The organism is Phascolarctobacterium succinatutens (assembly GCF_023497905.1).
GTDB classification, from domain to species: Bacteria; Bacillota; Negativicutes; order Acidaminococcales; family Acidaminococcaceae; genus Phascolarctobacterium_A; species Phascolarctobacterium_A succinatutens.
Genome location: NZ_CP097284.1, coordinates 300067 through 324097 on the forward strand (window position 1 = coordinate 300067; position 24031 = coordinate 324097).

The 24031-nt window shown below is 40.9% G+C and carries 25 protein-coding genes, 2 tRNA genes and 1 riboswitch; of the genes, 23 read left to right on the forward strand and 4 right to left on the reverse strand.

Annotation, left to right across the window (positions count from 1 at the left end; translation table 11 throughout):
* Window positions 1-5: 5 nt before the first annotated feature.
* The 7 genes from lptB (at window position 6) to M5E81_RS01495 (ending at window position 4375) form a co-directional block, all read left to right on the forward strand.
* Complete coding sequence (lptB, locus tag M5E81_RS01465; protein ID WP_210685018.1) at window positions 6-725, forward strand: LPS export ABC transporter ATP-binding protein; 720 nt, start codon at window positions 6-8, stop codon at window positions 723-725.
* 14 nt (window positions 726-739) lie between these two features.
* Window positions 740-1831, forward strand: a complete 1092-nt coding sequence (locus tag M5E81_RS01470; protein ID WP_009145000.1) for an LptF/LptG family permease — start codon at window positions 740-742, stop codon at window positions 1829-1831.
* Between the two features lie 34 nt (window positions 1832-1865).
* Window positions 1866-3023 carry a DUF3084 domain-containing protein gene (locus M5E81_RS01475; protein ID WP_249747694.1) on the forward strand — a complete coding sequence of 386 codons (1158 nt, stop codon included), beginning with the start codon at window positions 1866-1868 and terminating at the stop codon, window positions 3021-3023.
* On the forward strand, window positions 3016-3426 hold the full coding sequence (locus tag M5E81_RS01480; RefSeq protein WP_249747695.1) for a RuvC family protein: 411 nt from the start codon (window positions 3016-3018) through the stop codon (window positions 3424-3426). The genes M5E81_RS01475 and M5E81_RS01480 overlap by 8 nt, the downstream gene beginning before the upstream one ends.
* Complete coding sequence (locus tag M5E81_RS01485; protein ID WP_249747696.1) at window positions 3426-4058, forward strand: cyclodeaminase/cyclohydrolase family protein; 633 nt, start codon at window positions 3426-3428, stop codon at window positions 4056-4058. Before M5E81_RS01480 ends, M5E81_RS01485 begins: the two co-directional genes overlap by 1 nt.
* Window positions 4059-4127: 69 nt before the next feature.
* Window positions 4128-4217 (forward strand) — tRNA-Ser (locus M5E81_RS01490).
* 66 nt (window positions 4218-4283) lie between these two features.
* Window positions 4284-4375, forward strand: a tRNA-Ser gene (locus tag M5E81_RS01495).
* Window positions 4376-4553: 178 nt separating this feature from the next.
* Here M5E81_RS01495 and M5E81_RS01500 read toward each other — a convergent pair.
* A complete protein-coding gene (locus tag M5E81_RS01500; RefSeq protein ID WP_249747697.1) occupies window positions 4554-5720 on the reverse strand; it encodes a CGNR zinc finger domain-containing protein in 1167 nt (388 codons plus the stop codon).
* 268 nt (window positions 5721-5988) lie between these two features.
* On the opposite strand from M5E81_RS01500, the gene M5E81_RS01505 reads away from it, so the two are divergent.
* The 13 genes from M5E81_RS01505 to M5E81_RS01565 all read left to right on the forward strand — a co-directional run bounded on the left by M5E81_RS01505 (window position 5989) and on the right by M5E81_RS01565 (window position 16713).
* Entirely contained in the window at window positions 5989-6207 is a 219-nt protein-coding gene (locus M5E81_RS01505; protein ID WP_249747698.1) for a helix-turn-helix domain-containing protein, read from the forward strand.
* Between the two features lie 41 nt (window positions 6208-6248).
* Window positions 6249-6881, forward strand: a complete 633-nt coding sequence (locus tag M5E81_RS01510; protein ID WP_249747699.1) for a zinc-ribbon domain-containing protein — start codon at window positions 6249-6251, stop codon at window positions 6879-6881.
* Between the two features lie 51 nt (window positions 6882-6932).
* Window positions 6933-8339, forward strand: coding sequence for a hypothetical protein (locus M5E81_RS01515; RefSeq protein WP_249747700.1), 1407 nt, complete (start codon window positions 6933-6935; stop codon window positions 8337-8339).
* A gap of 453 nt (window positions 8340-8792) precedes the next feature.
* Window positions 8793-10148, forward strand: a complete 1356-nt coding sequence (locus M5E81_RS01520; RefSeq protein ID WP_249747701.1) for a GmrSD restriction endonuclease domain-containing protein — start codon at window positions 8793-8795, stop codon at window positions 10146-10148.
* 15 nt (window positions 10149-10163) lie between these two features.
* On the forward strand, window positions 10164-10481 hold the full coding sequence (locus M5E81_RS01525; protein WP_249747702.1) for a hypothetical protein: 318 nt from the start codon (window positions 10164-10166) through the stop codon (window positions 10479-10481).
* Entirely contained in the window at window positions 10418-10753 is a 336-nt protein-coding gene (locus M5E81_RS01530) for a DUF4143 domain-containing protein (RefSeq protein ID WP_419720852.1), read from the forward strand. Before M5E81_RS01525 ends, M5E81_RS01530 begins: the two co-directional genes overlap by 64 nt.
* Before the next feature lie 222 nt (window positions 10754-10975).
* Window positions 10976-11051: riboswitch (cyclic di-GMP riboswitch) on the forward strand.
* A complete protein-coding gene (locus tag M5E81_RS01535) occupies window positions 11033-11332 on the forward strand; it encodes a hypothetical protein (RefSeq protein ID WP_249747704.1) in 300 nt (99 codons plus the stop codon). It overlaps the preceding riboswitch by 19 nt.
* A gap of 58 nt (window positions 11333-11390) precedes the next feature.
* Window positions 11391-11744, forward strand: coding sequence for a GTPase (locus tag M5E81_RS01540; RefSeq protein ID WP_249747705.1), 354 nt, complete (start codon window positions 11391-11393; stop codon window positions 11742-11744).
* 84 nt (window positions 11745-11828) lie between these two features.
* Window positions 11829-12869, forward strand: a complete 1041-nt coding sequence (locus tag M5E81_RS01545) for an IS30 family transposase (protein ID WP_249746999.1) — start codon at window positions 11829-11831, stop codon at window positions 12867-12869.
* Window positions 12870-12959: 90 nt separating this feature from the next.
* A complete protein-coding gene (locus tag M5E81_RS01550) occupies window positions 12960-13946 on the forward strand; it encodes a CFI-box-CTERM domain-containing protein (RefSeq protein WP_249747706.1) in 987 nt (328 codons plus the stop codon).
* Window positions 13937-14629, forward strand: a complete 693-nt coding sequence (locus tag M5E81_RS01555) for a GTPase family protein (RefSeq protein ID WP_249747707.1) — start codon at window positions 13937-13939, stop codon at window positions 14627-14629. Before M5E81_RS01550 ends, M5E81_RS01555 begins: the two co-directional genes overlap by 10 nt.
* An 11-nt stretch (window positions 14630-14640) precedes the next feature.
* A complete protein-coding gene (locus M5E81_RS01560) occupies window positions 14641-15588 on the forward strand; it encodes a GTPase family protein (RefSeq protein WP_249747708.1) in 948 nt (315 codons plus the stop codon).
* A gap of 42 nt (window positions 15589-15630) precedes the next feature.
* Window positions 15631-16713, forward strand: a complete 1083-nt coding sequence (locus M5E81_RS01565; RefSeq protein WP_249747709.1) for a hypothetical protein — start codon at window positions 15631-15633, stop codon at window positions 16711-16713.
* Between the two features lie 250 nt (window positions 16714-16963).
* On the opposite strand, the gene M5E81_RS01570 is transcribed toward M5E81_RS01565, so the two are convergent.
* The 3 genes from M5E81_RS01570 to tnpA form a co-directional block, all read right to left on the reverse strand.
* Complete coding sequence (locus M5E81_RS01570) at window positions 16964-18163, reverse strand: IS256 family transposase (RefSeq protein WP_249747710.1); 1200 nt, start codon at window positions 18161-18163, stop codon at window positions 16964-16966.
* Between the two features lie 101 nt (window positions 18164-18264).
* Complete coding sequence (gene tnpB / locus M5E81_RS01575) at window positions 18265-18600, reverse strand: IS66 family insertion sequence element accessory protein TnpB (protein WP_249747711.1); 336 nt, start codon at window positions 18598-18600, stop codon at window positions 18265-18267.
* Window positions 18594-18926: an IS66 family insertion sequence element accessory protein TnpA gene (gene tnpA, locus M5E81_RS01580; protein ID WP_249747712.1), complete on the reverse strand. Its 333-nt coding sequence runs from the start codon at window positions 18924-18926 to the stop codon at window positions 18594-18596. The genes tnpB and tnpA overlap by 7 nt, the downstream gene beginning before the upstream one ends.
* Window positions 18927-19187: 261 nt before the next feature.
* On the opposite strand from tnpA, the gene M5E81_RS01585 reads away from it, so the two are divergent.
* From M5E81_RS01585 to M5E81_RS01595, 3 genes are all read left to right on the forward strand, one after another.
* Complete coding sequence (locus tag M5E81_RS01585; RefSeq protein ID WP_249747713.1) at window positions 19188-20234, forward strand: tetratricopeptide repeat protein; 1047 nt, start codon at window positions 19188-19190, stop codon at window positions 20232-20234.
* 13 nt (window positions 20235-20247) lie between these two features.
* Window positions 20248-21648 (forward strand): ATP-dependent nuclease, encoded by a 1401-nt coding sequence (locus M5E81_RS01590; RefSeq protein WP_249747714.1) that lies wholly within the window; start codon window positions 20248-20250, stop codon window positions 21646-21648.
* 458 nt (window positions 21649-22106) lie between these two features.
* Window positions 22107-23969 carry a TonB-dependent receptor gene (locus tag M5E81_RS01595; protein ID WP_249747715.1) on the forward strand — a complete coding sequence of 621 codons (1863 nt, stop codon included), beginning with the start codon at window positions 22107-22109 and terminating at the stop codon, window positions 23967-23969.
* The last annotated feature ends 62 nt before the right edge of the window (window positions 23970-24031 follow it).

Here is a 24031-nt window from a genome sequence, read left to right on the forward strand (position 1 = left end):
AAGTTTTGGTTATAACAACAGATAATCTGGTAAAAATTTATAATACCCGTCACGTTGTTGACGGAGTAAGCATCAGCGTAGAGCAGGGCAGCGTAGTAGGCCTGCTCGGTCCTAACGGTGCCGGCAAGACGACAACCTTCTATATGATTGTCGGTATTGAAAAGCCTGATGCTGGTACCGTGATGCTCGACGGCAAGGATATTTCCGCAATGCCCATGTATGAAAGAGCGCGTGCCGGTATCGGCTACCTGCCGCAGGAGGCTTCTATTTTCAGCAAAATGACGGTAGAAGACAATATCATGGCGATTCTGGAAACAACTGATCTGAATGCATCCGAGCGAGAAGCGAAGATGAACGCTCTGCTGGATGAGTTCCGTCTGAATCATGTGCGCAAGAGCGAGGGCAAGGCGCTTTCCGGCGGCGAACGCCGCCGCGTAGAGATTGCCCGTGCGCTGGCTACAGACCCGGCCTTCATTCTGCTGGACGAACCGTTTGCCGGCATCGATCCTATTGCCGTAGCGGATATCCAGGGCATGATTGCGCATCTGGCGCAACGCGGCATAGGTGTGCTGATTACAGACCATAACGTCCGTGAAACACTGAGCATTGTTGATAAGGCCTATATTTTGGCCGAAGGTCATATTTTACTGCATGGCGACAGCGAAACAATCGCTAATGACCCTGTTGCCCGTAAATATTACCTTGGCGATAACTTTAGCATGTAACAGGAGGAAGAAAAGTGCGCTTACGATTATTAGACCGTTATGTACTGAAGGAGCTTTTATACCCCTTCGTTTTCGGCATTGCTGCTTTCTCCAGTATTTTTATTGCCAGCACGATGCTGTTTAAAATTACGCAATACATGACTAAATACGGTGCTCCGTTGGAGACTGTAGCCCGTTTGTTTATGTATAATCTGCCGGAGGTTATCAACTATACCTTCCCGATGTCTATGCTGCTGGCAGCGCTGATGGCTTTTGGCAAGCTTTCCGGCTCCAGTGAGATTACGGCAATGAAGGCCGGCGGTGTCAGCTACTACCGTATTGTTGCGCCGGTGCTGGTTGTTGGCTTCTTTGTCAGCATGTTTTCCATGGTGTGGGCAGAAAAGGTAGTGCCCACCTCCAAAGCGAAGGCGTCGATAATCCTGAATGAGGAAATCCGCCACAATACGCGCCCCACAACTCAGAATCATATTATCATCAAAACTATCAGCGGTGATACCCAACGTGTTACCTATGCTAATAAGTTTGATGAAAAGCTTGGCAAGATGACCGATATCACTATCGAAGAGTTTAATAAAGGCAAAATTGCCCGTATTCAGACCGCCAAGGAAGGCTATTGGGAAAACGGCAGCTGGCGTATCGTAGACGGTAATGTTTTTGCGCTGGACGATAAGGACGGCGTACAAAGCAGTGCCAAATTCAAGGAACAGATTATTCCTTTGAATTTCTCGCCGAAGCAGATTTCCTGGGAGCAAAAGGAGCCTGAGGAAATGACTATCCGCGAATTACGCGAATATATCAGCATGCTGGAAGAACAGCATACCTCGGCAGCACGTCAGTGGTGCGAAATCTTTATGAGAATCAATATTCCGCTGGCAAGCTTCTTCTTTGCAATGATCGGTGCTTGTCTGGGCACTCAGAAGCAGCGTACCAGCTCTTCTATCGGTCTGGGCATCAGTATCATCGTAATATTTATTTATTATGCAATAATGACCTTCACCACCGGTTTGGGCAAGGGTGGTGCAATGCCGCCGCTGCTGGCCTGCGCATTGCCTAACATTCTTTGCTTGGGTGTCGGCGTTTATCTGATGAAAAAGAAAAATGCCTAAAAGACTTGGATGAGTAAGTCATGGAGGTGAGTACTTGGTAGGTATAAGATTAATTATCATTATGGCCATTGTAGGTGGCCTGATTGCCTATCTGGCCGATAAAATGGGCAGTAAAATAGGCAAAAAAAGAATGTCGGTATTTGGCTTGCGTCCAAAGCATACGTCCATATTACTTACGGTACTCGGCGGTACTATTATTGCTGTTCTGACTATCAGTGTTATGGCAATAGCATCACAGAGTGCGCGCACAGCTTTGTTCGGCATGGAAAAAATTCAGCAGGAGCTTAAGCTTTTAAACCAAGAAAAGGCAGATACAACTGCTGCACTTGAACAGGCTAAAGGCAAGGTTAACGAGCAGAACAAAAAAATCAGTGAGCTTGATGCTAAAATCCAGGAAGCAGTTGCCGAAAATGATGCAATGGAAATCAAGCTGGCCCAGGTTAATGACATGTACAGCCAGGCACAGAATGAGGTAAATTCGCTTACACATTCCAAGCTGCAGCTGACGAATGAAATTGACGAGCTGGAAAAAACTACCGAGGCTCTGCGTAAGGGTATCATCAATATGCGTGAAGGCCAGGTTTATTACCGCGCCGGTGAAGTTGTTTTTGCCGGTGTTATGCGTGGCGGTCTGAAGCATAAAGAAAATATAATTCAGATGAACTGGCTGCTGCAAAATGCAAATGAAGCAGCATTGCAGCGCTTGGGTGTTATCCACGATGAACAAAAGCCTCTGCAGGCTATCTGGATTGGTAAAAACGTTGTCGATAATGCTGTAGAAAGACTGGATAAAAGCAAGGGTAATATGCTTTTCCGTATCCGCGCTGTTGCTAATATCATAGTTGGCGAGCTGGCAGTATGCGATATTGAAATGGTAGATAATCAGCTCATTTATCCTGACGGAACCTTGATTTTCAGTGAGCAGTATAATCTTGGTAATAACGGCCCGAGCTATGAAAGCGTGCTTATGGAATTCTTGACGCAGATTAACCATAATGCGGTAAAGGCCGGTGTGCTGCCTGATCCGATGACGGGTAAGGTTGGCAGTATGGATGCTGCTACTATGATTGAAGCAGCTAATTCAATGCGTCGCACCAGAGGCAGCTTTATTCTGCGTGCTTATGCTAAAGGCGATATTACGACAGCCGGACCTGTAAGGGTAAGGCTGGAGGTGGTTCCGGTCAATGAGTAATTATCTTGGCGTAGATCCGGGGCGCAGCAAAACAGGATTGGCATTAGTTGCCGCTGATGGCAAAATCCTGAGCCTGCATATTGCGATGACGGATAATCTGGCTGCAGAGCTGCGACAGTTTGTCGGTTCAGCTAAGCTGCAGGGAATTATTATGGGCAACGGCACAAATAATAAGGCTATAGGCGCAGTTTTGCGTGAGCTTTATCCGGATTTGGTACCGGAGCTTGTCGGTGAAGCATACAGTACGGAAGAAGCTCGTAGCCTGTATTGGCAGGAAAATCCTCCTAAGGGCTGGCGTAAGCTGGTGCCGCTAGGTCTTTTGGTGCCGCCGGAGCCGCTCGATGCATATGCTGCTGTTGTGCAGGTGCGCAGATGGTTAGAGAAACATGAGGAAATGGATTAATGAATAAGCTTGGCGATTTAAGCTGTAACGAATTTTTAACTGAGCTTGCAAGCGCTGCGCCCGCCCCCGGTGGCGGCGGCGGCGCTGCAATGGCCGGAGCTTTGGCGGCGGCGCTTGCTTCTATGGTTGCTAATCTGACGATTGGCAAGGAAAAGTTCGCCGAATGCGAACCTGAGGTCAAAGAGCTGCTGAAGCAGGCGGAAGCAGAACGCGTACGTCTTTTGACGCTTGTAGATGAGGATGCGGCTGTATTCAACAGCTTTATGAGTTGTTATAAGCTGCCTAAGACTACTGATGAAGAAAAGGCTGCGCGTACAGCGGCAATACGTGCCGCTGCAAAGCAGGCAGCGACTGTACCGCTGAATATTGCCCGCAGCTCCTTTGCTGTACTGAAGCTGGCAGACAGGTTGGTAGTGGCAGGAAACCCGGGCGTGATTACGGATGGTGCCTGCAGCGGTTTGCTGGCGCGTGCGGCACTGCGCTGTGCGGAGTACAACGTGCGCATTAACCTGGGACTGACCAAGGATGAGGTGTGGAACGCGCAGGCTGCAGCAGACCTGAAGAAGCTTTTGGCAGATGCCGAAGCGTTGGAAACACGTTTGCTTGCAGTAACGGATAAAGCGTTGCAATAAGGCTTTATTGCTTGGTGCTTTGTAAGTACTTGACGTAAGCGTGTTTTTAAAGTATAATAAAATTCTAATGGAAAGGTGGCCGAGTGGTTGAAGGCTCTAGTCTTGAAAACTAGCGAAGGTGCAAGCCTTCCGTGGGTTCGAATCCCACCCTTTCCGCCATTAAAAAATTATAATAGGGTCTTGCAATTTAGATAAGAATCTGTTATAATAAACAAGTAGTCTAATGGAGTGGTACTCAAGCTGGCTGAAGAGGACGGTTTGCTAAATCGTTAGACGGTTTACCCCGTGCGTGGGTTCGAATCCCACCCACTCCGCCAACTATGGCAATCGGCTCTCGGAGAAATCCGAGAGCTTTTTTGTTTTTAAATTTTGCTTCTTGCGAAATGTTACAGCGGTTTACCCCGCACAGGGTTTGCCACCCCAACCCGCTCCGCCAACTATGGCAATCGGCTCTCAGAGAAATCTGAGAGCTTTTTTGTTGCTTGAATTTGTTTCTCATTTCTCTTTATGCGGTCTATATGTTTTGCCTTGCTTACCCATTTTGGAAGCACAGCGATTGGAGCAGTAGCGTTTGTCTGCGCGGCGTCCGCTGATGAGAAAATAATTGCTGCATTCAGGATTGGCGCAGCGATGGTATTCGCCCGGATTGAGCAGCAGCTGATACAAATCAAGATAAATTGCCTGCATAAGATAGCTGCATTGCCAAAGACTGGTAAATTTTTCTTGCGCCAGGTCCATTTGCGGTCTGGCGGTATAGATATTATCGTTGATGATGTCGAGCAGGACGCTTCTGGCAAAAGTGTGGTCAAGGCTTATGCTTGGAATATCTTCAGCGAGAATTATAGCAGTAAGCTGTTTCTTCGTCAGCAGGTCCTTGTCATAATCATCAAGCGTGTGCAGCATATGCTTGTCTACAATGGTGAGAAAGTTTTGCAGCCTGCAGGCGTAGTCTGCATCTGTTTTACGGATATTCTTGAGCAGCTGCGTGTGCGAAATTCGCTTGTGCGTAGCAAAGTATTCTGCTGCCTTGAGCGTAGGTGTTTTGATGCGCGGCAGCAGGTAGTGAAGGCCACGTGCGCTGTAATGCAGCAGGTAGGCAAGCGCATAGATAACGCTTGCCTGCGTCCCTTCATGTCTGATGAGATAGCTTTGGACAATAAGCAGGCTGCGGACGATTTTGACGCAGCGGGCAAAAAGACGCAGGCTCATAATGTCTATTTCGTCTACTTCGAACAGTGTGTAATTCAAGGTAACCTCGGCGTCATTGGCAGCATAGTCTTTTTCTGCAAGTATATCTCCCAGATACAGGGTGTCGTCGATAAAGCTGAAATCGTTGATGAGCATAGAGTGATTTTCGTCGTCAAGGTGTGCACGTTTCTCAAGGCAGCGCTGCGAAGAATAGGGCAGGCCGTAGGCATTGCAGAAGGCAAGCACCTGCTTTTTATCGTTTTCGTCAATATTGGCGAAGGCTATAGTCAGGGAAGAAGCTGCCGCACCTTCCTCACTTTGTGAAGCGATAGTTTGCGTATGAAAGGGGCCTTGGGCGCAGATAAAGTCGTCCTGACCGTTAAAAAAGCGGCGAAGCTGATAATTGCCGCAGACATTATTGGTGAAAAATTTGGGAATCACTGGCGCCGGAAAGGCGCGTTGCATTGTCGTCATAGGTATAACCTCGCAAAAATCTAAAATCTTATGTTGCTAGCAGATGCTGATGTTTTGTCGGCATCTGCTTTTTCGTCATTATAATATCACAAAAAAGAAATTTTATAATGGTATTATTGTTTCTTGCTTCATCTTATACTAAATGTAGGCGGTGGTCAAGTAAGCCTGCGTAGCTGGTGTCAAATATATTCCACATATATAAAATTTAAAGCACAGCAAGAGGTACTTTTTTAGTGCATAATAGAGGGGAGAGATAAGGAGTGGTAGTTTGTTTGAAGAAAAATATAAAATTATTGGCTTAAACATTATGTATTATCGCAGGGCATTGAGTCTGACACAGAGCGAGCTGGCGGAGAAAGCCAAAATGTCAAGGGCGCGCGTCTCGGATATAGAATGCGGTAAGGGACCGTTTAATATGGAATCTATATTTTTGCTGGCCCAGGCCTTGGGGGTTGATCCTGTACGGCTTCTGCAGGAGAGAAATTAAGAAGCAGCGGCAATAAAAAATATTAGAGGGAGGCAGATATTATGTCAAAGTATTGTATTAAGTGTGGAGCCGAAATTGACGACCAGGGAAGGTTTTGTCCGGTATGCGGGACAGATCAGTTACCGAAGATTGAGCCGACAAATGTAATTTGCCCTAAGTGCGGTACAACTTATCCTATTGGTGTCAAATTTTGCACAAAATGTGGTTTTCAGTTGGGAAAAGCTCATAGCAATGATAATCCCAAGGATTTCAAAGAAATCTTCAGCAGACTTTTTGGTAATAATCCCGAACGTAAACCTGCTTTGAATAAAGAGATTTTTAAAGAGCAATTTTTGAGCTTTGAGGGACGCATCAATAGATTGGATTATTTCCTCAAGAGCATGAGTAGTTGTTTGGTGTTTTTTATTATCGCCTGCATCATCGACGAGTTTGTAGATGATTACTATATGGAAGCAATTGATTATCTGGCTTGCTTCATAGGCTTAATAGCTTTTGCTCTTTTGGTTTGGATAAATAGTGCTATATCTGTTCGTCGCTTGCACGATTTGGATAAAGATGGCTTATTAGTATTATTAACCTTTGTGCCACTTCTCAATGGCTTTTTTGAGTTGTATTTACTGTTTGCGCCTGGTACGGTAGGTGAGAATCGCTACGGAGCAGATCCTTTGCAATAGTACTTTTTTATAAAACATTTAACTGGAAAAGTTATATAGGGAGGTCATAGTGTGAAAAAGCTGTTTTTTTATGCAATGCTTATCTTAACAGTGGTGCTTACCGGTTGTGGTAAGTCCGAAGAGCAAAAAATACATTCCATGTATCTTAACAACAGTACGAAGGTTGCTGAGATGGAAACAGAGCAGGCTCAGGCCATGCTGGAAAATCGCAATATTGATAAACAGAAAATGCTCAAGCAGATTAAGAGTTTAATTGAAGAAAATGAAAAGAATATCACCAAGCTGAGTGATGAAAAATATGATGAAGCGAAGGCCAATGAGAGCGTTAGGGATTTCAGCAAGAAAATGATGGAAAGCAAGGATAATGGTCCTTCTAAAAAAGATGGGGAGAAAGCCATCAAACGCTACCAAATAGCTAATTACGCTAAAAGCGTGAAGGATTATCTGCAGGCTTACAATGTTTATCTTAAGAGAGTCTGCTCTAATATGGAACAATATTCTGGCGATAATGGACCAATGGAAATGGAAGCCTTTGAAAAGGTAGAATTCCAAAATGCTGTTTTGCAGCACGATTTAAACTGGTATGGCATGGCTAATGATGGTGAATTTCATAAGGGAGCCGCTTATTTAGATTGCAGTGACGCTTCGTATCGAGTTCAACAAATTGGCGATACCAAGCTAGGCTTTGCCGTGCTTGAACGACGCAAGATTGATGATTGGGTTTATAGTGTAACGATAGCTTTTACTAATATGAGCAAAAATGAAACAATAGACCTTGATAAGCTTTCTGTTAACCTGAGAATTGGCAATGATTTGCTAACGCCTAAAAAATTTAATGTTATTACTTTTGGCGATCGTAATGATTTAAAAGGCTTCAAATTGAATTCTAAGCAAGTTTTGACAGTAGAGTGCCAATATTTCTTAGAGAGTAAATACAAGGACTTTAATTTACACTGGACTCAGTTGGAATTAGATAATGGTAAAGGCAAGCTGCTCATCAATACAGGTGCCTATAAATATAATGTGCAAGGCATTTTAAACATGCAGCAGGAAGAGAATAATGGTAAAGCAACTACATACAACAATAACAATGCAAATATCAGTGTGAATAGCAGTGGACCGAAGTATAATTTATTTCAACCGCAAGCGTTTTTGAATGGCGATAAATATATACCGGAAGTATTTCAACGACAAGGAGCACATCGTTATGTTGATTGTCGCAGTGCGAAAATTTTGTCGCGCAATAATGGTCAAACAATTGTGCAATATGACATGATTGTAATAGGTAGCACTGGGAAGCAAAGCCGACAGCAATGTATTGTAGGTCTGCTTACTGGTAAAGGCTATCTTGTTCAATATCAGGCTGATGATGGTTCGTGGCATCCTATGGATAGGACAACTGCTTCGCTGGCCGGCTATAACGCTGGTTTAGTATTGATTGATTATTTACAGCTATAAGGTAACAGGCAGGGCTGCGTTTTGCAGTCCTGCGAAAAATTTATTTAATATGTTGAACTTTAAATGTGTTCATGCTTATGTGGCAAATGGGTGATTTGACGTGAGGTTAGGAGAATAACGCACCATAACTTCTTATCGCAATTATGGCGAAAATATAAATTACGTAAGCACCTTGCTAAGCTTAATAGGTAAAGCGCAAGAAATTAAACTATATGTAAAATTGTGAAAAAATTGTGCAAAAATATGAAATTAAGAATGTGCTATAATATAGTGGGAAAAGGAGCTAATGCTAATTATTTGCACCGAGATATAATAAACAGACACCAAGATGCTTTACTTACAGGCAATTGAAGAGTTTGATACAGGAATAGATTGCCGAGAAGCTAGGGATTACGATGAGTGAGCTAATGGAAGGAGTAGAAGATACTTCTTTATAAATTTTGGAGGCAGCATATGAGTGATAAGATAAAGCGTAGTCAGGTAGATGACATTAACAGACGCAATAATGCGGCTGACAGCTATAAAAACAGGTCATTTGGTAAGAAAAAAAGTGTAATTGACGAATATACCGGCGATAAAATTTTTTATAATGCTAATAAGCATATTAATGAAAAACAATCAAACGTTGACCACATTGTTCCGTTAGATGAGCAAATCAGGCGTTATGGCTCTGATTTGACGCCGGAGCAGATAAGAACAATGGCTAATGATGATGCGAACCTTGCTAATACCAATGCTTCACTGAACAAGTCCAAGGGTGCGTTAAATAACCATGAGTATATAGCAAAAAAATATACTGAAGCAGGCGCTGCGAAGATTAACGATGCATCAGAAACCTTATTTGGCAAGAAAATCTTCAAGACAAATAAAAAAGCTGTTGACTGCCCGGATGCTGTGACGAGCGTTAATATGCTGAAAGAAGAAGTGAAGGCAGAGGCGCATATACGGACACAGGCGACTAAGTATAAAATAGAAAATACGGTTAATGAAATAAAAAACAGCAAAGTTATCAGTTCTAAGCTGGATGCAGTTGCGCCATCGGTAAAGAAGGCAACTGCTGCCGGCAGGGAAGCAGCCTTTGTAACTGCAACAGTTTCCAGCTTGACCAATCTTGTGGGCGTGGTGAAAGGTGAACAGGACATTAAGCAGGCTGTAAAAAATGTCGGGAAGGATACTGTAAGGAGCTTTGGCAGTGCTGCCGGTATTTCGGTAGTGCAGGATGGTGTTGTCGCAGTAGCGAAAAAAGCCGGGGCGAAGGATTTTGCCAAACTTGCAGGTAAAAATTTGCCGATTATGCAGCTGACGATGGCTGTAGAAATAGGTGGCATTGTTGCGAACTATTTAGATGGCAATATCAGCGGCGAAGAATGCTCTGCACAAATTGTTTGCGGCACTGCAGGTGTATTGGCAGCGAACATGGCTTTTGCCTTGGGCGGACCGGTAGCGGCAGTGGTTACTTCCCTGGTTGTGGGAGAAATAACCAGAGCGGTCACTAAATATCAGATGGAACGCAGGTTGGATAAAAAACGGCAGGCGGAATTTAAGCATATTATTAATACTGCATTGCAAAGTCTGGCGCAGCAAAAGCAGCGGATTGATGAATACAATAAAGCAAGAGATGCATATATGACGGCGGTTTTTGATGGTGGTTTTGAGCATGTTATGCAGGGCGTTTACGCAGTAGATGATAAAGCGATTACCCAAGGACTGAATGATATTCTGGCGGTATTTAAGCAAAAATGTGCTTTTCAGTCGCTGGAAGAGTTTAACAATTTTTTTGATGATAAAGATGCAGTGCTGACATTATGAAGGGGGTAAGATGATATGATCGGACTTATACTTGGGGCAGCAGCTTTAGGCAGTAGCTTTTATGGTGCTGAGAAATCAATGCAGATAGATAGCAGGACAAAAAAGCGTTATGCTAAAGCTTTTGCGATGGAGCAAGAAGCTCACAGGCTTGTGGAAGCCAAGAAGCAGGCAGCGGATGATGCTATGAAGAAGCTTTCCAACCGTAAGCGTTCGATATTAATTACTTCAATGCAGAATTTTGTTGCTGTGTACAGCAAGAACAGGAGAAAATACTTGCCAGTTATCAGGAGGACGTTTCTAAATATGCCAGCAATACAGAGAAGCCTAAGGTAAAAAATTGCTATTTTTCTATTCCTAAGCAGTTGGCTAAAGAAAACAAAAAATTTCAGTTCTCTGTTGTAGAGAAAAAGGGAACGGCTCGTAAATTTGAAAATAGCATTAAGTGGCTACGGGATGCAAATCTTGTTTATTTGTGTTATAACGTTAGCACGCCTGCTTTTCCTTTAGCTGCTTATGAAAAGAAAGACTTCTATACGGCAAAAATGCCGATAAATGCGGTAAATACGGCACTTTCCAAAGGGTCATGGTGTTTGGTTGGTGTTTGAATTTAAGTGACACAGTAATACAATGTTAAACGATATTCGCATAAGGTAGCGACTGCATCACAGATGAAAAATTGTGATAGAATGTGTGAGCGGAGAAATGAACATAATAGTGCATAAGTTATGGATTGGTCATCTCATATAATCTTGACCTTCAAATGCTATGAACTGTGCTGAAATTATTCGACTTGCATTGATAAAGTTCGCCTAAAGGTATATAATGTGTTTATATCTTGGCAAAGTGGATGAAAATCCATGACGCAAAACTATAGGGCCTGTAAAATGGCAGCCAGTTGCACGTTGACAGTAAGAATTGCCGAAATATATGGCAGTGCTTTTTTGCTTTTAAGCGAGGTAGATAAAATGATTGAGGGTTATACCACAATAAAAAACATAGCTGAAAAATGGGGTATAACACCAAGGCGAGTTCAAGTGATGTATTCTCGGGATAAAATTCCGGGAGCAGTAAAGTTTGGACGTGATTGGGCTATACCTGCAGATGCGGAAAAAACAGAAGACAGTAGAATTACCACTGGCGAGTATAGGAATTGGCGAAAAAAAGAAGAAAATAGCTTGGAATGACAGTATGTGTCACTGCTGCAGGATATAATTATGTAAAAGTGTATAAGGAGAGGGTCTTATGGAAAACAAGAAAAAATTTTTAGATGCAATGGAATCTGACATTATGAATGCAGATATTCCAGATTCAGAAAAGAATAAATTGATGAAAAATTTCCTGCATCTTAAGCAGCAAAAAATCAATCTTATGATTACTGGTGCTACGGGATGCGGAAAGAGTTCAACTATAAATGCATTATTTAATACTGAAGTTGCTAAAGTCGGTGTGGGTGTAGATCCTGAAACTATGGAAATTACACGTTATGATTTGGACAATCTGGTATTGTGGGATAGTCCGGGACTTGGTGATGGGAAAGAAGCGGATAATCGTCATGCAAAAAATATGGCTCATTGTATAATGAAATTGCACACCTGAAAAATTGAATAAAAAATAGTCCATTGTGATACCTTTGTGTTAAGATTAAGTTGCTACACAAAAACTAACTAAGGAGTAATCACAATGGACTACACCAAAGATATCACAAATCATCAAAAAGGTAAACACTTTTCTTTAGGAGACCGCAGGGAATTACAAGGAATTCTGTCTGACAGCTCTAAACAGTATTCTCTTCGTCAGCTGGCAAAGTATTTTAACTGTGCTCCAAATACTATCAGGAATGAACTCAAGCGTGGTGCTCATCCTCATACCGGTAGATATGGAGCTGCTCGTGCTCAACGTGCCTATATTGCTAGCCATAGCAACAGTATTTGCAAGTCTAAAAGATTTCTTACAAGTAATTTTGTTACTTGGACTGTTCGAAAAGTATTGCAAGAACACTGGTCTTTGGATGCCTGCCATGGCTATGCCCTAGACAATCATCTATTTCCTCTCAAAGAAATTGTGTGCGTAAAGACTCTCTATAACTATGTAGATTCCATGCTGCTTAGATTGCGCAACATTGACCTTCCATTAAAGGTAAGAAGACGTAGAACAACCCGCAGCATAAAGAAAAATCTGAAGCATATGGGTCGCAGCATAGACGAGAGGGATTCTAATGTGGATGAACGCAATGAATTCGGTCATTGGGAAATAGATACTGTTATAGGAAGTAAAAGCAAGAGTGACAACGTGGTGTTGACTCTTGTGGAACGTATAACACGCAAGTATATCGCACTGAAAATAACTAGTAAAACATCCTTTGCTGTTAACGAAGGCATTGCTTACCTAAAGGAATACTATGGTACTAAATTCAGTCAGGTGTTTAAGACAATTACTAGCGATAATGGAAGCGAGTTTGCAGAACTCTCGCAAATAGAGAATGACACTTCTATAAAAATATACTTCGCACATCCTTACAGTTCTTGGGAAAGAGGCAGTAATGAGCGCCATAATGGTTTGCTCAGAAGATTCATCCGAAAAGGAAAGAGGATGGACAATTATAGCTACGAAGATATTATGTTTATCGCTGATTGGTGTAATTCACTTCCAAGGAAGATTCTGGGATATAAAACTCCAGATGAACTGTTTGACTTTGAGTTGGATAAGATCTATGCATCTTAATTTTCAAAAAGTGTGCAACTTCTTATTGCAATTTAGAATGCAAAAAATATCATCAAAAAACTGAATGAGCGTGATGAAAATGGAAATCTGTTGATTGACTTAGTTCTTGTTATTTTGGATGGAAGTACAAGAGACTTAGGCACATCGTATGAATTGATTAACAGCGTTATTGTACCTAATTTAGGTGAAGATAAAGAAGGCAGAATCCTTATTGCTATTAATCAGGCTGATGTGGCGATGAAAGGAAGATATTGGAACTATGAGGAAAATAAACCCGAGCCTCCGTTGATTAAATTCCTTGAAGATAAGGTAGTATCTGTTCAAAAACGAATTAAAGAAGGTACTGGGATTGATGTCACACCAATTTATTACAGTGCTGGATTTAAAGAAGAAGGTATGGAACAATGCAGACCATATAACCTTTCAAAATTGTTGTATTATATCATCAAGTTTACTCCAAAGGAGAAGAGACTGTCCTTTGTCGAAAACATTAATCGTAGTGAGGAAATGTGGAAAGACAATGACGATTTAAAGGATTATCGCAAGGGAATTTTGGAAGAACTTGGCGAAACAGTTACTGACTGTGCGACTCAAGGTGCTGATGTCGGAGGAGCCATCGGCTCAATATTTGGTGGTGCAGGAGAAGCCGCAGGACGTGCTATCGGTGGTGTTGTTGGAACTGTTGTTGGTGTGGTAAAAGCAGTAGGTAAAATTTTTGGTGGCGGAAGTAGAAGTAGTGGTGGTGGCGGTGGTTGCTACATTACAACCGCTATTTGCGAAGAATACGGAAAACCTGATGATTGTTATGAACTGACAGCATTTAGAGGTTTCCGAGATAATTGGCTCATTAATCAACCAGACGGAAAAGAGCTTATTGATAGGTATTACAAGACAGCTCCTGCGGTTGTTGAGTTGATAAACAATCAGAAAAATCGTACAGAAATATATCGTCATCTTAATGATAATTATCTTGCAAAATGTTTGGGGTACATCGAGGTGGGCGAAAATGAAAAATGCAAGGACTTGTATGTTGAGATGATGGAGTATTTGTATGAGGAGCAGAGAAAATGGCAATAAATTTCAGCACTTATAGAACAACCGATATTGATGATAATTTACGAAAAATGCAGATACGACCACTTGACGTAATGGTCACTGGAGTTACTGGAGCTGGAAAGTCAACCACTTTAAACGCATTTTTTCAAAGAACTGTTGCTAAAGTTGGCGATGGTGTCGACCCTGAAACTATGGAACTGGATGCATACAAATTGAATGATTTTTTTCGAGTATGGGATACACCTGGATTGGGTGATGGTGTTGCTATAGACCAAATTCATAAAAAGAAAATGACAGAGCTACTGTATAAAACTTATTCTGTTGATGGAATAACATACGGTTTTATTGATATGGTTATTGTTATTGTGGAGGGTTCTAATAGGGATATGGGTACAACATATACTTTACTCAATGAAGTCGTCGTTCCCAATATCCAAAAAGAAAGGATTTTCGTAATCATTAATCAAGCTGATGTGGCTATGAAAGGTCGACATTGGAATCATTCTACTCGAACACCAGATTCACAATTGATTACCTTTCTTGAGGAACAGGCAATGTCTATTCAGAAAAGAGTACGAGAAGCTACAGGAATTAATATTATGAAACCGGTGTATTATTCTGCTGAATATGGGTGGAATGTTCAAGCAGTGTTTGATTTTATTATTGATCATATGCCACCTCAAAGAAGACCATTGATAAAATAGGAGGATATTGCATGAGAAATAGTATTTTAGAGTCTATCTCAAGTGAAATTGAAGCCGATAATAATCAAGTAATATCAGATAGAGATATTCTGCTGAAAAATATTGAACAATTAAAACAACAAAAACTAAATATTTTGTTTGTTGGAGCAACTGGTGTTGGGAAAAGTTCAACGATCAATGCGATTTTTAATACTGAGGTTGCGAAGGTTGGGTATAGTGTTGACCCTGAAACAGCAACCATCCAGAAATTTGAAATTGACAACATGGTTTTATGGGATACCCCTGGTTTGGGAGACAATCCTGAAAAAGATAAACGATATGCAGTTGAAATTGCAAATGCGTTGAAAGCCAAAGATAATAACGGTCAGTTGGTCGTGGATGAGGTGGTTGTTCTTATTGACGGCTCAAATCGAGATATGAAAACTGCGTATGAAGTAATTGAAAATGTCATTGTACCGTTCATTGGGGATACCAAGCGTATTATTATTGCAATTAATCAATGTGATATGGCACTCAAAGGACGTTACTGGAATTATGATGTAAAACAACCGGAAGAACAATTGGTTTCCTTTTTAAATGAAAAGGTTCTCTCGGTAAAAAACAGAATTATGGAGTCTACTGGAATTTCTACACAACCAATATATTACTCTGCTTTGCATCACTACAATATTTCTAAGCTGTTGCTGACAATGTTGCGAGGAATGCCAGAAAACAAGCGCTTTTTGTTTACAGACAGCTTAAATAAAAACCCAGAGATCTGGAAAAAGAACGATGAAATCGAAGACTATAATGTTGAAATTCAGCAAGAAATAAAAGGTTCCTTGTCAAAAGCACTTGCTGGGGCTGCAAAAGGCGCTGTAGCTGGGGCAACTGTTGGTAGATTAATTCCTGTCATTGGACCGGTAGTAGGTGCCGCCGTAGGTGCGGTCTTGGGATTTTTAGGTGGATTGGTGGATTAATGCTGTTTGCAATTATAAATTTAAGAGGAAGGGAGTGATTGGGTGAAGACATCGTTATTTGACAGCATTAAAAACGGAAACAGCGGCTATCCATTGACGGATGCATATAATACTAATCATCGTTTCTATTCTGATTTTATAGAGATGATGGATTATTTCAAAGCAAAATTATCAAAATCTCAATATAGTGATATCGAGAAGAAAATACTTTCTGGTAGTTCACAAGATGAGCAGTCTTATCTACAGTGTATGTGTGAATTGTCGGTCATATATTATGTAATGAGAAAATGCTGTTTGTCAGATAGTTTTAAATATGAACCTAAATATAATGGGGGTTATAATCCAGAATGTGCATCTGATTATAACGGAAAAACCATAAACATTGAAGTAAAATGCCCTAATATGTGTAAACGCATGGGAATTGAATCTCATGACACATTAAAACTATCTTTTGCCGAACGTATACCTGATGAGTTTAATTATAAAAGCATAATAAATAACTTGACGCAGGTTTTGATGCCGTCTTTGCAAAACAGTCAATATTCAGGAATAGAAGCCGTTCCGAGATTAGACAACAAGCTTAAAGATTACTTAGAACATTCACAAAAAAAGTTTCCGTTTGGTGATAACTATTTCAATATTTTAGTCATTACACTTGAAACCACTCAAGATTTAGATGAATGGTATGGCTATCTCTTGGGCGATAATGGCGCTTTTACTTCTAACAGTTATATAAAATCAAATTATGAACGAGTAGATGCAGTGCTTCTTTGCACACCTGTATGTGGATTTAAAAGATGGAAACAGTATACGGATATAAATATCTGGAAATTAGAGGAGACGATTAATCTATTAATACTGAACCCAAGGGAAGAGTGTACAATTGACAAAACTGGATTATCAGAAAAAGGAAAGTTTTATTTTAAAAATGCACTTAAAATGTTTGGACCTCTTACGGAAGCGTTTTTATGCTTTCAACAGGATTTAGATGCAAAGCAAACACCAGTTATCTCTCAGCTACATCCAGAAGACAAGTATTTCTCTTTTAAAGAAAATGATATTTGTATATGCTCATTGTTTATTGAATATCTAAAAAATAATTCAAATAAATCAACTGAATTGTAATTTATTTCCACACTCCGTTCCACTAAGGGTTACGGAGTGATTTTTTTGAAGTTTTGAAGTTTTATTCGTCACTGATGAACCTCGACAGAGCAAGAAATGTTCCGTAAGAGTACTGTCAATAGTTTTGCGCAAATTTCTTCAGACATCCTAGCAGAAGTTTAGTTATATAAGTTTAACGGTTAGTGCACTTCACCGTTAAATATCAACTAGCTTCTGCTTTAGATACCTTTGCTTATTAAGTTAGCTGTTTTTAAGATATTTTTGCTTCACAATACAGTTCTTCGGCAAGCATATCTGTTAGATGTTTCATGTTCAAGTAACGTTTTTTGCCCCAATCATTGCTGGCTATATAACGCAATCTTGCACATACAAGCATCAATGCTGATTCACCATCAGGAAACGTGCCAATCACTCTTGTGCGACGCTTTATTTCTCTGTTTACACGTTCAATAACGTTATTGGTACGTATACGCAGCCAATGCTCTGACGGAAAATCCATATAGGTTAAGGTTTCCTCTAAACCATTTTCTAGTTTGTCTGCAGCCTTGTTAAGTTTCATCTCACGTAATCTGGAAATTACTGATTTTGCCTTTTCTTTAGCTGCTGCTTTATTCTCCTGAGCATGAATTGCTTTGAGCATCTTGGCAACTTCCTTGACAGTTTTACGTGGGACTACAGAGAATATATTACGGTACATATGCACCGTGCAGCGTTGGTATCTGGCATTTGGAAACACTTCACCTATGCTTTCTACCATGCCTAAATTTTTATCGCCAATTATAAGTTTTACGCCGTCTAAGCCACGACTTTTCAGCCATACAAAGAAATTTTTCCAGCTCTCAGTATCTTCTTTGAGGCCTTCAGCTGTACCTATAACTTCTCTGTATCCATCTTCTGTGACGCCGATAGCAACTAGTACAGAGGCGTTTTCAAAGGAGCCTCCCCAACATCTTTTTAGAAAAATACCGTCTACAAAGACATAGGAATACTTTTCTGTAAGCTTCCTGGAGCGCCATTCTTCAATTTGAGCAAAGCATTTTTGATTCAGGTTACTAATAGTTCCTGCAGAAACCTTCTGTCCCCAAAGAATCTCTGTAATACTTTCAACACGACGCATAGAAACACCGGCAAGATACATTTCTACCAAGGCTTCTTCTACAGAGCATTCACGTCTTTGGTAACGCTGAATAATAGCAGACTCAAAGGTAAGACCTTTTAATTTAGGCACTTTTAAAGTAACGTCACCAGCTTGAGTAGAGAATGATCTTTCGTAATGTCCGGCACGATAACCTTTTCTTGCTTGGTCACGTGCGTAGCGTTCAGCTTGTACAAGTTTGTCAGCCTCAGCATCCAAAAGAGCATTGAGAGTTTCTTCCACACTATTTTTTACAATAGTTTTCAATTCGTTGTGGATAAATTGCTCGTTTAATTGTATAATGTTACCAGACATAGATTCTACCTTCTTTCATGTTTTGTGTGGTAACTTAATTGTAAGCAAAGGTAGTCTCTATGTCTATCTTTTTGAATTGAATTTGCGCAACTTATTATACGTTATCCATTTTTAATAGACCTTTTAGGTTCTAATACCAAACCTTCCATAAGCCAACGATATTGCTGAGGTGTAAGCTGTTTCAGATCAGCACCGCTACGTGGCCATTGAAAAATTCCCTTTTCCAGTCGTTTGTAGAGAAGAAGAAAACCATCACCCTCCCAGTATAGTGCTTTTATTCTGTCGCATCTACGGCCACAGAATAAGAATAGTATATTGTTATATGGATCCAGTTCGAAATGCAATTTCACAAGATTAGCAAGACCGTCAATGCCTAACCTGAGGTCAGTATAGCCACATGCTATATAAACATGCTCTAGCTGCAGATCTTTCAGCATTGTTTTAACCCTAACCCTGCTATTATTTCTGCTATTTCTTTTGCAGAAATTCCTGATAGAAGTTCTACTGCAATGCCGTTGACTGTGAGTCTTGCAATAGCTTCGTAATTACTCTTCGCTGAAACAGGAATCTCGACAAAACTAGATTCTCTGCCGGAAACTCTGTTGAAAATCTTCTTTTGCCAATAGTAAAAAGAAGATAGGGGAACATTGTTTTCTCGACACCAAGCACGTACAGAAAGGCTGCTGCTGCGACAGGCCTGGATTTTATTTGACCACTCTTGCATTTCACGATTGGTATTGACAATTTGCAAGCTGTTGTCCATGTCATAACACACTCCAATTCAGTTTAATTAAAGTGTTTAGAAGTGTTTACAACACTCCTAAACACTAAAAAGATGCATGGAACGATGTTCCATGCACCTATTATATATTACTGAATTGAGATTTTATATCCGCGTTATATTTGACGCTTACGTGATAAGATTGGCATTACCAAGGACGGTCAGAGCCGGAAGGCAACCTATTATGACCACATCCGCACACTGTTCTCTCTTTATGAATTGGACAGCGACGAACAGGATATTATGAGAAATCTGATTTTTGTACCGCAGACGGGAATTAACGCCCGTGTGTTTGCGAACTGGCTGAAACTCCGGGACATGAATACCATCAACGATTTGGTGGAAAATGGCGTTGTCCAGGAAAAGCCTTTCCGTGATGTCGCACTGCATCCGATGATCCAGGAGGTGGCTGTTTCGGAAACCAAGCCATCGGTTCAGAGTTGCCGGATTTTGCTGAACAGCTTACAGGAAACCTGCCTGCGTCATGGCGATGATGTTTCCTATTATAAGCAGATGTTCCAGACCATCGACCATATTGTGAAGCTGATAGAAAAGGACGATATACCTACATATCTTCGCTTTTTGGAATATGTGTTCCCGTATATGGAAAAATACAAATACCGCTCCGGCATGGAAATGATTGTTGAGGAAATGAATACTTTGCTGAAGGATACATCTTTTGGGACAGTTTCAGACCGTGCGTTGCTTCTCGACTTCCTTGCAAACTGTGAAGTGCGAACGGAGAAAGCAATCAAGTATGAGAAGGAAGCAGTGGAGCTTTTGAAAGAAATAACATCAGACAACGTCCTGCTTGCTTCCAATCTTCGTGGCAACCTGGGCGGTATGTACCGGGAAAGTGGCAAGCTGGAACTGGCGAAACAGCACATGGAAGCCGCTATCCACCTGCTTGAAGAATACGGCCTGGTTCCGTACCACGACAGTATCCCGCAGATTGTTAATTATGTGATGCTTCTGAGGGATATGGGACAGCCACAGTTGGGCTTGTCTGCTTTGCAGAAGCTGGCTCGTGGCATAAGGGAGATTACATCTGACAAAACTGCGGATTACGGTGCCGTGCAGGAAGCTATGGGTAAATTCTGCCTGACTATGGGGGATGTTCCGCAGGCTACCACGCATTTGAAGAAAGCTCTGGCAATTTATGAAACAGTGTTTGAATCAGAGCCGGAAATGATTGAAGAAAATAAACAAGATATACTGGAAACCTATGCGCAGACTGGTGTATATTTTGCTTATCAATTATTTTCAAATAATAGGCAACGAAAGGATTAAGAACGGTGATCAAATGATTAAAAGCATAACAATACAAGGACTTAGAGGTTTTGGCGAAGAACGAACAATCCAATTTGCACTTCCAAATAATAAATTAGGCGGAGGTCTTACTATTTTAGTGGGAGCAAATAATTCTGGTAAAACTACTATTTTAGAAGCAATGCGTTCTTTTAACTCAACGAAAGATAATCCACCTTCATTTTCTGAACGAAAAAGAAATATGAAGTGTGAAAACGGGAAAGTTCATCTAAAGTTACAAACAACGGATATTGGTGACTATCGAATTGATACTATCAATAACGGAGGCAGTACAACGACAATAAGTAAAATAGGCGTAGCTGATAATGAATATTGGGAAGGGCCAAAGATTTTTATTCTCCAATCAAGGCGTTTTGTCGAATATGAATTCAATCGGAGTTTCATGGAAAGATCTGATTATGTACGAAATCAGCAAATGAATATTCATAATAGAACATCATCTATTTATGAATTTAATGCTCGTCTATTCAAGATGCAAAAGAACAAAGAGCAGTTTGATATTCTCTTAAAGCGAGTTTTGGGATATGATCTTGAGTGGACAATAGAACAAAATGACAATGGTATGTACTACCTGAAACTAATTGTTAATGGGTGTACACACAGCAGTGAGGGCCTTGGCGACGGGATTTGGAGCGTATTTACAATATGTGATGCCTTATATGATTCTGAAGCCGGAAGCGTTATTGCTATAGATGAACCAGAGCTATCACTCCATCCTGCATATCAAAAGAGAATCATACAGATGTTTAAAGAGTACTCCAAAGACAGGCAAATCATTATTAACACACACTCTCCCTACTTTGTAGATATGGATTCATTGGTCAATGGTGCTTGCCTTTATCGAACTATCAAAAATAATGCCGGAAACATTGATGTGTTTCCTCTTTCCAATCAGTCTAAAAAAAATATCGGTGGATTTTTAAAGAACATCAACCAACCACATACATTAGGTACGGAAGCAAGAGAAATATTCTTTTTAGAAGACAGAATAATTGTTACTGAAGGACAGGAGGATGTTATCATGTATAACAAGGCTGCAGAATCCGTAAAAATGCAACTGCATGGTACATTCTTCGGTTGGGGTTCTGGCGGAGCGTCTAATATCGCTAAAATAGCAACTATTTTAAAAGATCTGGGTTACCAAAAAGTGGTAGCAATTTTTGATGGAGATAAGCCAGAAGATTTAACACAGTTTCAAAGAGACTTCCAAGAATACAGTGGTTTGATTATTTCTGCGCCAGATATTCGAGATAAACCAAGTATAAACAAACCAGAAAAGCAGGGAATTATGACGCAAAAAGGAGAACTCAAAGAACAATACAAACCAGAAGTGAAAAATTTGTTCAGTACAATAAACTCATACTTTCAAGAATAATCAAATAATCTCTAAATAAATCTATTTCGCAGTCATGCACTCCGGTGTGTGGCTGCTTCTTTTTTACTCAATTTTCGGTCAATCGTAAGCGTCAAATATAATGACGACTTGTTGTTTTAATTCACACATGTCATAATCAAACTATCACTAAAGACTACCATAGACTCTATTAGAATCCAGTAGACTATAATAGACTCTACCGTAGTCTTTGTACTCAAGGAGGATGTTTGATGTGACTAAAGAACTTATAAGCCTCAACAAAGAAGCTACTATACAGCTCTGGACGGAGCGGGTTAGCGCATGCCGAGCTAGTAATCTTACAGTAAAGCAATGGTGTCAACAAAACAATAAGCTTTGTCTTTAACCAGGTTTACAAAATCATATTGACAACCATCGTCAAAAGTGCTATAAATCTATATTTGGTAGATGTTTTATGCACATGAGAGGATGAGTATATTATGAGAAAAAGTTTTGCCAATTCCTTTGTAGCCACATTTATGGCTGCAAATATTTGCCTTGCAGTCCCGGCTTTTGCCGACAGCCTGCAGACATACAATCTTGATACGATGGTTGTTACCGCGCAGCGTGAAAGCAAGCGTGATGTTGATACGCCTGCTTCCGTTACAACCGTTTCCCAGAAGCAGCTTGTGGAAACCGGTGCTTCTAATCTTTTTGATGCCCTGCGCCTGCAAAGCGGCGTAACTACCTATTCCTATGGCGGCAGCCAGTCCCTTGGCGGTATGAACGCAAAAATCCTGATGCGCGGTGCGAATAAAGGCACTGTGGTAATGATTGACGGTGTACCTGCCAACATCAATGAAACATATTATCTGGATTCCATTCCTGTAGAATCTATTGCACGCGTAGAAATAGTTAAGGGCGCTGCTTCTACTCTTTACGGTTCCGAGGCTTCTACCGGTGTTATCAATATCATCACGAAAAATAAAATGCCTAACACCTTATCTCTGACTAAGGGTGAATACGGCAGGGAGAAGGCAGTACTGACATTGAATGCTAATAAGCTGAACTTTGCAGTAGCGCTGGAGCAGAGTGACCCGATGAAGGGATACAGCAGTAATTATAAGCAGATTAATGATTTAAACAAAAAGTCCTTTACCGCAAGCTATAAGTTTGATGATAATTGGAGTTTTTCACATCAGCACAATGACAGCAAGTATTCCTATGATCAGTATGACAAAACTTGGAGCAAGCTTACTGAGGATGCGAATTACCACTATATTGATGATTTTTCACGCTTACAATATAAGGATGACAGCGTGAGTGCCAATTTGTTTTATAACCGCAGCAACCGCAGAAATCAGACTTACAATGTTACGGGCTCTAAATGGACCAAGTCCGATCATTTACGCTTTGATACCATAGGCCTTGATCTGCAAAAGCAGATTACCGGTAAATTCGGTGATGTTATTGTTGGTACGACGGTTTCCCGTGATTCCTATAAAAATGATATTACCGTAGCCAAAAATATTAAACCGGGTACGAAGATTAACGAATTCAGAACGAATTATGCTGTGTTTGCACAGCTTTCCAAGGATCTTGGTGCAGGCTATACTGCTACAGTAGGTGCCCGTGAAACTGTTGTAGAGGCCAATAAGCGTTACAATGCTTTTACTCCGCAGTTTGCTTTGCTGAAGAAGCTGGATAACAACAGCAGCTTATATGCAAATGCGGCAAAATCTTTTAAGATGCCTACATTTACCCAGATTTACGGCGGCGGCGGTGCCAACTTTGCGGCTAATCCTTTACTGGAGCCTGAAGAAGGCTGGACCTATGAGTTCGGTTACAAAAAGACATCGAATACAAGCATGTTCAAAGCTGCTTTGTATTATATGGATTTGGATACTATTGAGTACGAAGGCAAGGGAACAAGCTCCAATCCGTATGTAACACGTAATATGTCCTTTAAAAACAAAGGTCTGGAAATGACCTATGAGAAGGATTTTGGCAGCAAATACAGCTATTCTCTGGGCGCTAATTTCTGCAATCCTATGGGTAAAAATAAAAAAGGCGTATGGGAGCGTAAATTTGCACGCGAGCAATACAATGCCGGCATTAAATACCATGATGCTAAGTTCAATGCTGCGCTGACAGGCATGTTTACTACGGACAGAGCCAGCGGCTGGGGCGATTTGCTGCCGGTAAACTTTATTGCCGGCTATAAGTTCGATAAGAGCAGCAGTGTAGAGCTTGGCGTGGAAAATATCTTCGACAGGGATGATATCGTAAGCAATCCGGGCTCCGCTACCAAGTATTACTGCCTGCCGCGCATGGTGCATGTGACCTATACTTATACATTCTAAACATAAATAGGTTGCTATGTTTCTAGGTCGTTTTGTTTGCAAAGCTTTTTATCTGACTATAT